The 12,437-nt window shown below is 74.8% G+C and carries 9 protein-coding genes; 3 read left to right on the forward strand and 6 right to left on the reverse strand.

Translation table 11 applies throughout. The annotated features are described in order from the left end of the window. Nucleotides 1-153 precede the first annotated feature (153 nt). From ACGFSH_RS15025 to ACGFSH_RS15035, 3 genes are all read left to right on the forward strand, one after another. Nucleotides 154-783, forward strand: coding sequence for a YceI family protein (locus ACGFSH_RS15025; protein WP_393348501.1), 630 nt, complete (start codon nucleotides 154-156; stop codon nucleotides 781-783). A 200-nt stretch (nucleotides 784-983) separates the two neighbouring features. After that, a complete protein-coding gene (locus ACGFSH_RS15030; protein ID WP_393348503.1) occupies nucleotides 984-3,398 on the forward strand; it encodes an Orn/Lys/Arg decarboxylase N-terminal domain-containing protein in 2,415 nt (804 codons plus the stop codon). Nucleotides 3,399-3,701: 303 nt separating this feature from the next. Further along, on the forward strand, nucleotides 3,702-5,864 hold the full coding sequence (locus ACGFSH_RS15035) for a SpoIIE family protein phosphatase (protein WP_393348505.1): 2,163 nt from the start codon (nucleotides 3,702-3,704) through the stop codon (nucleotides 5,862-5,864). A 121-nt stretch (nucleotides 5,865-5,985) separates the two neighbouring features. Here the strand turns inward: ACGFSH_RS15035 and ACGFSH_RS15040 are convergent, their stop codons facing one another. From ACGFSH_RS15040 to ACGFSH_RS15065, 6 genes are all read right to left on the reverse strand, one after another. Beyond that, nucleotides 5,986-7,170, reverse strand: coding sequence for a type III polyketide synthase (locus ACGFSH_RS15040; protein ID WP_393348507.1), 1,185 nt, complete (start codon nucleotides 7,168-7,170; stop codon nucleotides 5,986-5,988). Between the two features lie 435 nt (nucleotides 7,171-7,605). Next, nucleotides 7,606-8,043: a glutaredoxin domain-containing protein gene (locus ACGFSH_RS15045; RefSeq protein WP_393348509.1), complete on the reverse strand. Its 438-nt coding sequence runs from the start codon at nucleotides 8,041-8,043 to the stop codon at nucleotides 7,606-7,608. A gap of 112 nt (nucleotides 8,044-8,155) precedes the next feature. Further along, nucleotides 8,156-8,782 (reverse strand): class I SAM-dependent methyltransferase, encoded by a 627-nt coding sequence (locus ACGFSH_RS15050; protein ID WP_393348511.1) that lies wholly within the window; start codon nucleotides 8,780-8,782, stop codon nucleotides 8,156-8,158. Nucleotides 8,783-8,887: 105 nt separating this feature from the next. Continuing rightward, the gene (locus ACGFSH_RS15055; protein WP_393348513.1) at nucleotides 8,888-11,011 is read right to left on the reverse strand and encodes a SpoIIE family protein phosphatase; all 2,124 of its coding nucleotides are present in this window, start codon (nucleotides 11,009-11,011) and stop codon (nucleotides 8,888-8,890) included. A 135-nt stretch (nucleotides 11,012-11,146) separates the two neighbouring features. Beyond that, nucleotides 11,147-11,710 (reverse strand): hemerythrin domain-containing protein, encoded by a 564-nt coding sequence (locus ACGFSH_RS15060; protein ID WP_393348515.1) that lies wholly within the window; start codon nucleotides 11,708-11,710, stop codon nucleotides 11,147-11,149. Between the two features lie 177 nt (nucleotides 11,711-11,887). Beyond that, entirely contained in the window at nucleotides 11,888-12,331 is a 444-nt protein-coding gene (locus tag ACGFSH_RS15065; RefSeq protein WP_393349145.1) for a MarR family winged helix-turn-helix transcriptional regulator, read from the reverse strand. Nucleotides 12,332-12,437 lie beyond the last annotated feature (106 nt).

Genomic DNA, 12,437 nt, shown 5'->3' on the forward strand with positions numbered 1-12,437 from the left:
CTTCGCGTTGGTGTTCCGGTGACGGCGATGTGTGGGTGTTGTACCCGGAGGCCGCGCGGTGCCTGCCTATAGGCCCTTCGGTACGGATTCGGTCCGCCGCCGCCGGCGGGGACGGCTTGCGACGGTATCCGCCGTGCAGTAACCAGGTGCACCATGAACCTGTTCACCCGCGGCGCGTCCGCCCGACGTCCGCACCCAGCCGTCGACACGCCCGCCTTCTCGCCGGACCCCGCCCTGGCGGCGCTGTCCGGCGAGTGGATGATCGACCCCGCGCACAGCCGCATCGGCTTCTCCGTGCGGCACGCCCTGGTCACGACGGTGCGCGGGGCCTTCACCGAGTACCGCAGCCGCCTCTGGTTCGACGGACGCGACCCCTCCCGCTCACGGGCCGAGATCGCGCTGGCCACGGCGAGCGTCGACACCGGTGTGGAGCAGCGCGACGCCCATCTGACCGGCCGTGACTTCCTGGACGCCGCGAACTATCCGCAGATGCGTTTCACGAGCACCGCCGTGGAACTCGCCGGGCCGGACGTCTACCGCATGGCCGGCGACCTCACCATCAAAAACGCCACTCGTCCGGTGGTCCTCGAACTCACCTACATCGGCCACGTCGTCGACCCGTTCGGATACGAACGCGCCGGTTTCGACGGCACCACCACGATCGACCGCTCCGAATGGGGCCTCACCTACAACGCCCGGCTGGCCGAGGGCGGCGCGATGGTGAGCGAGAAGGTGCGTCTGCAGTTCGACATCGCGGCCATCCGCACCCCTGCCGCAGACTGAGCCCCGGCGGCTTCGCCCCTCCTGTCGGCCTCTCCTGCCCCCCGTGCCCGTCCGCTCCGCCCGTCCCCTCGGGCCTCGTCAGCCGCGGCCGCCCCCCTTTCCGTCTCAGGGGTGGTTTGCGCTCGTGCGGCCGCGGGCGCGCTCCGCTGCCCTCGCAGACTTGCCGGGGCGGCGCGCTGCCGCCGGGACGAGGGAGGCCCATGTCGGACAGCAGGTTCCTGATCGCGGTGCCGGAGCACCCCCGGGACGAGGGCGCGGTGGCCCGGCAACTGGTGCGCATCCGGGACGCCGTCGAGCACCAGGGGTTCGACGTCCGGTGGGCGGTCGACGCCGCCGACGCCCAGGCGGTGCTGCGGACCGAGGCGGGCCTGACGGCCGCGCTGATCGCCTGGGAGCTGCCGGACCACGACGCCGGCGGGAAGGAGCCCGGCGGGGCCGGGGTGCTGCGCTCGCTCGGCCGGCGCTTCCGCGATCTGCCGGTCTTCCTGGTCATGACCGGCGACGGCGTCACCGATCTGCCGCTGTGGGTGTCGGAGTCGGTCGTGGGGTACGTGTGGCCGCTGGAGGACACGCCCGCCTTCATCGCGGGCCGGATCGCCACCGCCGCCCGCGCCTACCGGGAGGCCGTCCTGCCGCCGTTCTTCCGCGCCCTGCGCCGCTTCGACGACGCGCACGAGTACTCGTGGCACACGCCGGCCCACTCCGGCGGCGTCGCCCTGCTGAAGTCGCCCGCGGGCCGGGCCTTCCACGACTACTTCGGGGAACGGCTGCTGCGCAGCGACCTGTCGATCTCGGTGGGCGAACTCGGCTCGCTGTTCGAGCACACCGGTCCGATCGGCGAGGCGGAGCGCAACGCCGCGCGGGTGTTCGGCGCCGACCTCACGTACTTCGTGCTGCACGGGGACTCCACCTGCAACCGTGTGGTCGGCCACTTCAGCGTCACCCGCGACGAGATCGCGCTGGTGGACCGCAACTGCCACAAGTCGGTGCTGCACGGGCTCGTCGTGTCGGGCGCACGGCCGGTGTACCTCGTCCCGACCCGCAACGGCTACGGACTGGCCGGGCCGCTGCCCCCGGCGGAGCTGGCGCCCGACGCGGTCGCCGCCCGGATCGCGGCGAACCCGCTGACCGAGCAGGCCCTGTCACCGCGCGCCCAGTACGCCGTCTTCACCAACTCCACCTACGACGGCCTGTGTTACGACGCCTCGGCGGCGGCCAGGGCGCTCGCCGCCAGCACGCCCCGGGTGCACTTCGACGAGGCCTGGTTCGCCTACGCCCGTTTCCACCCGCTGTACGCGGGCCGCTACGGCATGTCGGTGGACGAGGACGCCTTCCCCGGCCCGGACCGGCCGACGGTGTTCGCGACGCAGTCCACGCACAAGCTGCTGGCCGCGCTGTCGCAGAGCGCCATGGTCCATGTGCGGCCCGCTCCCCGGGCGCCCGTCGAACACGACCGGTTCAACGAGGCGTTGATGATGCACGGCACCACGTCCCCGCTCTATCCGATGATCGCCTCCCTGGACGTGGCGACCGCGATGATGGACGGGCCGCAGGGGCGCTGGCTCCTCGACGAGGCGGTGACCGAGGCGGTCCGCTTCCGGCAGGAGATGGTCCGCGTCCGCCGCCGTGTCGAGGAGGCCGGCGACCGCCCGCCGTGGTTCTTCGGCGTGTGGCAGCCCGAGGCGGTCACCGACCCGGGCACCGGTGCGCGGCTGCCGTTCGAGGACGCCCCCGCCGACCTGCTGCGCACCGAGCCGTCGTGCTGGCAGCTGGAACCCGGGGCCGACTGGCACGGGTTCCCGGGACTCGCCGACGGTTACTGCATGCTCGACCCGGTCAAGGTCACGGTGACGTGCCCGGGCATCGACGCGACCGGGCGGACGGCCGCGTGGGGCATCCCGGCGCGGGTGCTCACCGCCTATCTGGCCACGCGGAACATCGTCGTGGAGAAGACCGACAGCTACACCACGCTCGTGCTGTTCTCGATGGGCATCACCAAGGGCAAGTGGGGGACGCTCCTCGACGCGCTGATGGACTTCAAGGCCCTGTACGACGAGGACGCCCGCCTCGACCGGGTGCTGCCCGCCCTGGTGGCCGAGCACCCGCGGCGCTACGCCGGTCTGACCCTGCGCGCGCTGTGCCAGGACATGCACGACCATCTGCGTGCTGCGCGCCTCGTCGACCTGCTGGACACCGCGTTCCGCGAGCTGCCCGAGCCTGTCGCCCCGCCGCAGCTGTGCTACCAGCGGCTGGTGCGGGGAGGCACGCACCGGGTGCGGCTGGCCGAGGCGGCCGGGCAGGTGGCGGCCGCCATGGTCACGGTCACCCCGCCCGGCATCCCCGTCCTCATGCCCGGCGAGGGCGTCGGCGGCCCGGACGGCCCGCTGCTGCGCTATCTGGGCGCCCTGGAGTCCTTCGACCGACGTTTCCCCGGCTTCCGCAGCGAGACGCACGGCGTCACGGTCGATCCGGACACGGGCGACTACCTGATCGAGTGCCTGCGCCCGACGGCGGACGCCGCGGAGGACCGGGCCCCGGACGCGGCGGGCCGCCGGGCGGCTGCGCCGGCCCAGCGCGGTCACCCGCACGAGGACCCCGCCCCCGCCGGGAGCTGAGGCCCGGCGGGGGCGGGCTGGCCCGGGGATGCGGCTCGCAGCCTGCGCGGCGAACCGCCGGGGTCCCGCGTCGCGGGGACCCCGGCCGGCCCCGTCGTGACACCTCGCGCGGGGCCCGGGAGTTTTTCCGCCGAGGGTCCGTGCGCAGGGCCGGGGTCTGCCGACGTGGGCCGGGGTCGCTGGTGTGGGCGGTGCGACCCCCCGTGTTATTCAATGAGGTGTGCGCCAGGGATCTCGGGGCCCCGACGCACGGGTCCGAGTAACGAGCCCCGGTGCTGTGCCGGGGACTGCTGAGAGAGCCGCATGGACTCCACGCCCTCCTCCCCGTCCTCGTCGCCGTTCGACCTGGTCAGCAGCGCTCTGGGGCGCTATGTCCCGGGCGGCGGACCGGCGGCGGCCGCCGGCCGTGAGGACGCGCGGGCGCAGCCGGCGCCGGGCGGGCCGGCGCCCGAGGACCCGGCGGCCGACCGTCAGGAACAGATCCTCGCCGTGGTCAACCTGGACCGGGAGCTGCGGATCACCCGCAGCAACCTGGACGCCGCCGTGTTCGCGGGCCTCGACGCGGCCCCCGGCCGGCCCTTCGCCGAGCTGCTGCCCCCGGGGGACGTGCCGACGGTGACCCGGCGGCTGCGGCAGGTCCTGGAGATCGGCGAGGCGCACGTCGCCCGGATCCAGCGACTGCGGCGCGGCGACGGCTCGGAGCTGGTCGTGTCGATGAGCATCCTGCCCGCCGCCGCCCCGCAGGAGGGCCTGACCGTCTCCCTGATCGCGATGGCCAGGCGGCTGCACCTGTACGCGGCGGAGACCGCGATCGGCACCTCGCTGGACATCGGCGAGACCGCCCAGTCACTGGCCGAGTCCCTGCTGGCCTGGGGCGACGTGGCCGCCGTCGACCTCGATTTCGCCGTGTGGACGGGCGAAGGGGTCACCGAGCGGGCACAGGGACGCATCCGGCTGCGGCGGGCGGCCCTGGTCCCGGACCGGGCGTGGCCCGAGGGGTATGTGACTCCGGGCGGCGACCTTCCGAACGACGCGAGCCGTCTGCTGGCGCAGGCGGTACGGCGCAACGACGCCCCGCAGGCCATCGTCATCCCGGACCGCGCGTCGGTGGAGCGGCTGCTCGGCAGTCCGCGCGTGATCCGTGCCCTGGTGCCCGGCGACCGGTCGGCGAGCGTGGCCTGCATCCCGCTGGTCCTGGACGGCGAGCCGCCCGTCGTGCTGGGCGTGGCGGAGGTCTGGCGGCGGGCCGACCGCCCCTTCCACGACAGCGACCTGTTCGACCTCCAGGAACTGGTGGCGAGGACCGCCCACCACGTCGACCTGGCACGCCAGCACCAGCGCGAGCACACCCAGGTGCTCGCGCTCCAGCGCCGGCTGCTGCCCAGGACGGGCGGCCACACGATCGACATCGCCAGTGTCTACCAGCCCGCCACCCCCGACAGCGCGGGGGTCGGCGGCGACTGGGTGAACAGCTTCCCGCTGCCGGACGGCCGCACCGCGCTGGTGGTGGGCGACGTCGTCGGGCACGGCCTGGGAGCCGCGGCGACCATGGGCCAGCTGAGCATGGAGGCGCGGGCACTGCTGTCCGCGGGGCTGGCCCCCGACGAGGTGCTGGAGCACCTGGACGAGACCGTCACCCTGCTGGACGACGCGGAGTCCGGGCTGGCGGCCGGATACAGCGCCCTCGGCTCCACCTGCTGCATCGCCCTCTACGACCCGGTCAGCCATCAGGTGACGCTCTCCAGCGCCGGCCACCTCCCCCCGGTCCTGGTGCTCCCGGACGGCGACGCGAGCCCGCTCGCCCTGCGCCCGCACCCCGGACTGGGCACCGAGTTCGCGCTGCGGGAGCCGTTCGACGTGCACACGTTCGCCGCGCCGCCGGGTTCCCTGCTCGCCCTGTACACCGACGGTCTGGTGGAGGATCCCGCGCTGTCCATCGACGAGGGCATCGGCAGGCTGGCGGAGGTCGTGTCCGCGGTGCACCCCTGGGACGCCCTCCAGCAGGCGGCACGGCATGTCGTCTCGGCGCTGGCGCCCGCGCGTCAGCGCGACGACGTGACGCTGCTGCTGGCGCGCATGATCGGCTACCGCAAGGGCGACACCGCGACCTGGCGGCTGCCCGCGCGCGACGACGCTCCGGCCCGCGCCCGCGCGCACGTGAGCGCGGTGCTGGCGCAGTGGCGCACCCGGGCCGAGACCCGGGACGACGTGCCGCTGCTGGTCAGCGAGCTGGTCACCAACGCGGTGCGCCATGCCTCCGGCCCGGTCACGGTCCGGCTGATCAGGGCGGGGCACGGGCTGCTGTGCGAGGTGGGCGACACCGGCAACGGCAGGCCGCGCCTGAGCGCGGGCGGCCTGCTCGACGACGGCGGGCGCGGCCTGCACATCGTGCACCGGCTCACCGCCCGGTGGGGCGTGCGGTGGACGGACACCGGCAAGGTGGTGTGGGCGGAGGTCCCGGGATGACCGGTCCCGGCGCCGGCCGCGCGCGGAGGGGCGTGCCCGGCTCCGACGGCGTCAGCGGGGCGAGGGGCGCAGGCGGCTCGAGCGTCTCGGGCGGCTCAAGTGGCCCGGCAGGAGTGGCGGGTCACAGCCACTCCCCCGCCAGGGCGGTGGCGGTGAGGCCCGGCGCCGCCGCGTACAGGACGGCGTGGTCGCCCGGCTTCTGCCCCGCGTCGTGCGCCCGCCTCAGGATGTCGAACACGGCCGCGCCGCCGCGGTTGCCGCTCGTGTAGCTTTCCCGGCTGTACTTCAGCAGCCCGGCGGGCCAGGTGTCGGGCATCGTCTGCTCCATGTATTCCAGCACGCGGGTGCCGCCGGGGTGCGCGAGCAGGACGTCGGGGTGCCAGGAGCCGGGGTCGTCCTGGTAGCGCAGGCGCAGCCACTCCCACATCGCGGTGACCGTCTCCTGCACGGCGCGCGGTCCGCGCCGGTCCATCACGAAGTGGGCGCCGTCCGCCCGCGTCTCCAGACGGTGCAGGTCCTGGGTGCCGGGCAGCGTGTGGTGCCAGGCGGCGTCCAGGCGCAGCACCGACTCGCGCTTCTGACGGCCGGTGACCACCGCGGCGACCGCGGTGTCCGCGAAGAGCAGCCGGACGATCAGGGACTCCAGGGTGTCGTCCGCGGGCTGGTAGGTCGTGCTCAGCGCCTCCGAGATCACGACCAGGACCACCCGGTCGGGATCCGCGGCCACGAGGTCCGCCGCGAGCGCCAGGGAGCGGGTTCCCGCGACGCACGCCCACTGGGTGGCGGGCAGCAGCATCGCGTCGCCGCGCAGTCCGAGCCGGTTGGACAGGGCGAGGTCCAGTCCCGGCAGGGCCGGAGTGGTGGAGTGACTGGTGATCAGGCAGTCGACGTCCGCGGCGTCCAGGCCGGCGATCTGGAGGGCCCCGCGCGCCGCGCGCTCCCCGTAGGCCTGCACGGCCTCCCAGGCCGGGGCGGTGCGCTCCTGGACGGTCTGCGGCGCGGGTATCGCCTCCAGAGCGGCGATCACGCGGTCCACGTCCTGCTGGGCGAAACCGTCGCGGGCCAGCGCCTCTTGGACGGGAGCGGCGCCGACCGCGCCGAGCCCGCCGCCGCTGCCGGGGGCGACGGCGGTCTCGAGCGGCAGCATCCAGCCCCGGCTGCCGATGCCGGTGCTCCGGGCGATGCCGTCGACGCGCGGCGCCCACGGCGCATGCGGGTGCCGGTCGCGCACCTCCGCCACTATCTGACTGGTCTCCACGGCGTGCTCACCGTGTATCACGGCAGGGGGGCAGAGGTAAGCGGCCATGCTGGGGCACCTTTCCAGGGGAAGGGGGAGGACGGCACGAGGACTGCGCCATGGGCCGCTTCACCGGCGCACACCCATGGCGACGGGTTCCGTGTACGGGAGCCGTTGTGCGTGCCGCGTGTCGAGCATGGCCGCCAATGGGACATTTCCGCTGTGACTCACACAACTTGGGCGGGATCGGAATGGGGTGATACCGCACACACCGTCGGAGCGACGCACCGCGGCACGGGTGCGCACGACGGCCCGACAGGTCGTCAGGCCGTCAGGTCGAGCGGGGCGGGCAGGGCACGGCAGGGCAGGGGGTCCCGCCGGTCGTGGGTGTCGGCCGGGCGCCGGGCCGCGGCTCCGGTCCCCCGGCGTACGGCGGCCCGACGTCCCCGGGAGGCTGCCTCGGAGCCGCCGGCGGGACGCCTCAGGCGGCCGGATCAGGTCAGGTCAGGCGGCGTGGGAGAGCTGTTCCCGGACCCATGCGGGGTCGGGGTTGGTGTGCGGCCGGCCCGCCACGACGACCGTCGGCACGGTCTCGTCGCCTCCGTTGGCCGCCCGCACCTCCGCCGCTCCGGCCGGGTCCCGCCAGATGTCGACCCAGTGCGCCCGGCGGGCGGTGCGGCCCAGACGGAGGCGCAGCCGCACGCAGTACTGGCAGCCCGGCCGCCAGTAGACGATCGGCCGGCCGTCGGCCTCGCTGCGGCGTCGCGCCTCCAGGGCGCCGACCGACCGCGGGAAGACCAGCGGTGAGTTCGCGCCCGCGAGCAGCAGGAACACCGCCAGGACCGCGACGGCGACACCGGGGCTCCCGCCGGACGCCGTCCGGGCGCCCACCACCGAGCCGCAGAGCAGGAGCAGTAGCGGCAGGATCCAGGCGCGCATCATGACAACGAAGGCTACCCACAGGGCGCATGACGCCTGCGAAGACGTCGCTCACCCGGCTTTCGCCGGCCTTCGTCGGCAGCCGTCGGGCGGGCGTCAGGCGGCCGGGCGGGCGTCAGGCGGCCGGGCGGGCGTGGACGCTGACCGCGTAGCCGCCGCCCGGCCGGTAGGGCTCGCCGGACCAGGTGGCGCAGCGCTGACGCAGGGTCAGTCCGGCCTCGGCGCACCAGTGGTCGAAGTCCGCCAGGGTCACCGTCGGTTCCGGCAGGGGCAGATGAGCGGCGTCCAGCCCCATGCCGGTGACGAGCAGTCCGCCGGGGCGCAGGACGGCGGCGAGTCCGCGCACGACGGCCGGCTCGGTCCCGGGAGCCAGCAGGGGGACGACGTTGCCCGCCGCGAGGACGAGGTCGAACCCGGGGTCGAGGCCGAGCTCGTCCAGGCGGGCCAGGTCGCCGTGCATCCAGGTCTGTCCGGGGGCTTCGCGCCGGGCGACGGCGAGCATGGAGTGGTCGAGGTCCACGCCCGTGCAGTGGTGGCCCAGCTCGGCGAGCCGGATCGCCACGCGTCCGGTGCCGCAGCCGGCGTCCAGGACGCGGGCGCCGGGCTCCAGCAGCGCATGGCAGAAGGCGGCCTCGCCGTGGACGTCCTGGCCCGCCTCGGCCAGTCGCGCGAACCGCCGGGCGTACGCCTCTCCGTCCTGTCCGCCGGTCAGTTCGGCCCAGCGGTCGCGTCGGCTGCTCATGGTGTGCGCACCTTCCGGTGGTCAGGTCGGGTCGGGTCGGGGTGGTGCAAGAGGGCGGGGCAGGGTCGCGGGTCGCGCCCGCACGCATTCTCCCGTCCCCGCCGACTACAGCGCGCGAATGAGCAGCAGGGCGATGTCGTCGCTCTGCGGAGCCGACGGGCGGGTGTGCTCGACCAGGTGGTCGGCGAGGGCCTCCAGGCTCGCGGTGTCGGCTCGGGACAGGGCGCCGGCCAGGCCGCGGACGGCGTCCTCGAGGTCGACTCCCGGCGCTTCGACGAGCCCGTCGGTGTACAGCGCGAGCACGGCGCCGGGAGGCAGGGAGATCTCGGTGGCCGGGTAGTCGGCCGTGGGGTCGATGCCGAGCAGCAGCCCGGGGGTGAGCGGGAGGACGTCGGTGCGGCCGTCCGGGCGGCGCAGCAGGGGCGGGGGGTGGCCGGCCGTGGCCAGGCAGGCGTGGTGGCGGGCGGTGTCGAGGGCGACGTAGAGGCAGCTGGTGAAGAGGCCGGGGTCGAGGTCGGTGAGGAGGCGGTTGGTGCGGGCGAGGACCTCGCCGGGCGGCGCGCCGGCGGTGGCGTGGACGGCGGTGCGGACCTGTCCCATGAGGGTGGCGGCCTGCACGTTGTGGCCCTGTACGTCGCCGATGGCCGCGCCGGCGGAGGTGTCGTCGAGGCGGATGAAGTCGTAGAAGTCGCCGCCGATGCCCGTGCCGTGGCCGGCGGGCAGGTAGCGGGCCGCCACCTCCAGGCCCGGGACCTGGGGCAGGGCGTGCGGCAGCAGGCCGGCCTGGAGGTTGCGGGCCAGGTGGTGCTCGGCGTCGTAGAGATGGGCGCGGCCCAGCGCCTGGGCGATCAGTCCGGCCAGGGCGGTCAGGACGGAGCGTTCCTGCGGGGCGAAGGGGTGGGGCCGGTCGTAGGCGAGCACCATGGAGCCGATGGGGCGGCCGGTGGTGATGAGCGGCAGGAACGCCCAGGAGGCCATGCCGTCCTGGAGGACGGCCGGGGGGTGGGCCCGTTTCAGCTCGGCGAAATCGGCGAAGAACGACGGGATGCCGGTGGTCAGCACATGGACGGCCGGGGTGTCGGAGGTCAGGGGCACGGCGTCGAAGCGCTCCATGAGGCCGGCGTCGTAGCCGCGGTGGCCGATGATGCGCAGCCGCCCGTCCTGCACCGTCGTCAGGGCGAGAGCGCGGGCGTCGAACGCGGCCAGGACCTGGTCGGCGACCCGTTCGACGACGTCGGACACGCCCACGGCCTCGGTGAGGGCGACCGCCAGGTGCGTCAGGGCGTACAGCGCGGTCGCCCGGCCCGGTTCGACGGGCGGCGCCGGGTGCACCAGCCGGGGCGGATCCGCCGTGTGGCCCGGCTCGGCGGGGACGACGCGCACGCTGATGCCGGTGGCGTCCGGGTACAGGTGGAAGGACAGCCAGTGGTCGGGGGGACGCCGGGCCGTGAACGACGTGGGCTCACGGCTGAGAGCCGCCGAGCGGTAGCGGTCCTCGGCGACGGGGGTGTCCAGCCAGGGCAGCGCCTCCCAGGGCCGGGCCCCCAGCAGCTCGGGGACGCCGACGCCGAGGAGGCCGGCCGCGGCGGTGGTGATGAACGTGATCCGTCCGTCCACGTCGAGGGCGCAGCAGCCGTCGGGAAGCCGTTCGGCGAAGCCGACCGCGGCCTGCGCCTCCGCGTCCGCCGCGGTGCGGGCCGGCCTCGGGGGCAGGAGCCGCGGCTCGGTCCCGGCCCGCACCCGGTGTCCGCTCTCGGCGGCCTGCCGCAGGATCAGGCCCAGCCGGTCGCCGACGGCGTACAGGGCGTCCCGCTCGCTCGGGCTCAGGGCGGCCGGGTGCGAGGCGGGCCAGTGCGCCACGAGGCCGCCCCAGGCGACCGGGCCCGTCGTGACGGGGACGGCGGCCAGGGCGAAGGGGTGGGGCAGGACGAGCGCCAGTCTGGGGTAGGAGCGCGCCCGTTCCTCCTCGCTGCCGATCCACACGAGCCGGCGTTCCCGGACGGCGTCGGCGATCGGGGTCGGCCTGTCCAGGGCCACCCGTGCCCAGGGGACGGCGATCCGCCAGGACAGCCCGCTGAGCAGGGCCAGCTGGAGCACGGGTTCGTCCGGCGCGAGCAGGTAGACCGCGACCACGCTGGCGCCGCTCTCGCGCGCGAAGTCGAGCGCGAGCGACTCCATCGCCTCGCGGCCGAAGCCCGCGGCCGGGTCGGCGGACGCGGCGTCGGTCACGGTCCCACCTTCTCACCTTCCTCCGGGCACGGTGCCGACGGCGTTCCCCTGCCGTCGGCACCGTCGGCGTCGTCGGCCGCCGGCCCGGTGGACCCCCGCGTCCGGGCGGACGGCCGCGTTGCTCTTCGAGGCGGGTCAGTCCTGCTTTCCGCGCCCGGTGAGCATGTCGCGCAGCCGGTCGACCATGCCGGCGCCGGGGGCGAGGAGCTTGTTCGCGGGCGGGGTGTCCGGCGCGGCCGGGTGCGGGCGGGTGGGAGCGTGCCGCTTGGCCGAGCGCACCTTGTCGCCCAGCTCGTCCAGCGCGTCGGCGGAGCAGACGTCGGCCAGCATCGGGAAGAGCCGGTTCTCCTCGTCGGCGACGTGGGCCGTGACGGAGTTCTTCAGCCGCAGGATCAGCGTGTCGAAGCTGCCGTCCCCGGGCTCGCAGCCTTCCAGCTCCTTGAGCATGTTCTCGACCTCGGCGTGGTCGGCCAGCTCCTTGTCGGCGAGGTCGTCGCCCCCGTCGACGTACCGGCGCACCGTCGGGTACAGGTGCTCCTCCTCCGCCACCGAATGCCGGATCAGCTCCATGGTGAGCCGGTCCGCCAGTTCACGGCGCCGCGGGTCGGTCCCGGGCAGTGCTTCGATCTGCGCGAAGAGCTCGTCCACCTCCCTGTGGTCCGTGGTCAGTTCCTGGATGACGTTGCCGCCGTGTCCCATGCGTTCTCCACTCCTTGACGCTCCGAGGCCGCCGGGCGACGGGCCTCGTCCGGCCCTTCGCCGACTCGGCCGCCCAGCACCGATACCTGCCACGCGGGCGCGGGCGGCCTCACGCCGGTCCGACACTTCACTCCGGTGGCGGACGGGTTGCGTCCGCCGGGGCGGAGGCGTCCGGTGTCAGAGGACGTCCGCGACCGTGCGCGGTGCCGGGTCCGCTTCCACCGCCATCTCGCCGGCCGCCGCAGTCAGCGCTCTCAGGGCGGGCACGAGCGCGGCGCGCTCCTCGGCGGGCAGCCGTTCGACGAGGGTGCGTATCTCGGCTCTGCGGCGGGCCAGCACCGTGCTCACCAGGTCGCCTCCGGCGTCCGTGAGACTCAGCAGGACCTCGCGCCGGTTGGCGGGATTGGTCCTGCGGTCGACCAGGCCGGCCGCCGTGAGCCGCTCGGCCATGCGCAGGGCGGTGGACGGGTTGACGCCGAGGGTCGCGGCCAGCGCGGTGAGCCTGACCGGCCCACAGGTGTCCAGGACGACCAGCGCCCGCAGTTGCGGAAGCGTGAGCGTCCGGGCGGCGCTGGCGAGCGCACGGGCGGAGATGGCCACGAACAGACGGGAGGCGGCCATCACCACGGCGCTCAGCTCCTCTGCCTCACGGTCGAGTTCGTGCTGATCCGGTCCGTGCCCCGTTCCGGCTTCCGGGCCGGACCCGGGTGCCGGGTCGGGGCCGGCT

The sequence above is a fragment of the Streptomyces sp. NPDC048481 genome, assembly GCF_043200075.1.
GTDB lineage: Bacteria > Actinomycetota > Actinomycetes > Streptomycetales > Streptomycetaceae > Streptomyces.

Excerpts from the sequence above, each read along its gene's own strand:
- ACGFSH_RS15030 (WP_393348503.1), top strand. The coding sequence starts at position 984 with ATGTCGGACAGCAGGTTCCTGATCGCGGTGCCGGAGCACCCCCGGGAC.
- ACGFSH_RS15060 (WP_393348515.1), bottom strand. The coding sequence starts at position 11,710 with ATGGGACACGGCGGCAACGTCATCCAGGAACTGACCACGGACCACAGG.
- ACGFSH_RS15040 (WP_393348507.1), bottom strand. The coding sequence starts at position 7,170 with ATGGCCGCTTACCTCTGCCCCCCTGCCGTGATACACGGTGAGCACGCC.
- ACGFSH_RS15025 (WP_393348501.1), top strand. The coding sequence starts at position 154 with ATGAACCTGTTCACCCGCGGCGCGTCCGCCCGACGTCCGCACCCAGCC.
- ACGFSH_RS15035 (WP_393348505.1), top strand. The coding sequence starts at position 3,702 with ATGGACTCCACGCCCTCCTCCCCGTCCTCGTCGCCGTTCGACCTGGTC.
- ACGFSH_RS15045 (WP_393348509.1), bottom strand. The coding sequence starts at position 8,043 with ATGATGCGCGCCTGGATCCTGCCGCTACTGCTCCTGCTCTGCGGCTCG.
- ACGFSH_RS15050 (WP_393348511.1), bottom strand. The coding sequence starts at position 8,782 with ATGAGCAGCCGACGCGACCGCTGGGCCGAACTGACCGGCGGACAGGAC.
- ACGFSH_RS15065 (WP_393349145.1), bottom strand. The coding sequence starts at position 12,331 with ATGGCCGCCTCCCGTCTGTTCGTGGCCATCTCCGCCCGTGCGCTCGCC.